At 49.9% G+C, this 695-nt stretch carries 1 protein-coding gene; it reads right to left on the reverse strand.

What is annotated here, in order from left to right:
• Positions 1-695 (reverse strand): VCBS domain-containing protein (locus tag A3193_RS19935; protein WP_141694807.1); only part of this gene is annotated, 695 nt, incomplete at both ends.

The following is a 695-nucleotide window of genomic DNA, read 5'->3' on the forward strand; positions in this document are numbered from 1 at the left end:
CTCATTCAAAGTCAGCCCTTCGACTTCTGATGAGGTGGAGAAGGAGAGAGCTGAACCTTCTGCCAGATCAATATCACTGGCTTGCAACTGGCCGCTAACCAAGACGCCTTCTTCCGCTGAGACCTCTTGGGCCTCTGCCACTGGATCATCATTCGTGCCAGTGACGGTAATCGTCAGTGTGGTTTCAGCTGTAGAACCCTGGTCATCGGTGACCGTTACCGGTACTTCGATAGTTTCAGTTTCACCCGCACCGAGTGATTGATAAGAGGAAGCATCAAAACTGTACGAACCATCCTCATTCAAAGTCAGCCCTTCGACTTCTGATGAGGTGGAGAAGGAGAGAGCTGAACCTTCTGCCAGATCAATATCACCAGCTTTCAGCTGCCCCTTTGCAAAGGCACCTTCTTCTACAGTTGTCTGCTGCGCTTCTGCTACTGGGGCATCATTGGTGCCGGTGACAGTAATTGTTAAAGTGGTTTCAGCTGTGGCGCCCTGGTCATCTGCGACCATTACTGGCACTTCAATGATTTCAGTTTCACCCGCACCTAGGGTTTGATAAGAGGAAGCATCGAAACTGTAAGATCCATCCTCATTCAATGCCAGCCCTTCTACTTCTGATGAAGTGGCAAAACTGAGAGACGCACCTTCGGCAAGGTCAACATCACTGGCTTGTAACTGACCGTTAACCAAACCAC

This window comes from Candidatus Thiodiazotropha endoloripes (genome assembly GCF_001708965.1).
In the GTDB taxonomy this organism is placed as follows: domain Bacteria; phylum Pseudomonadota; class Gammaproteobacteria; order Chromatiales; family Chromatiaceae; genus Thiodiazotropha; species Thiodiazotropha endoloripes.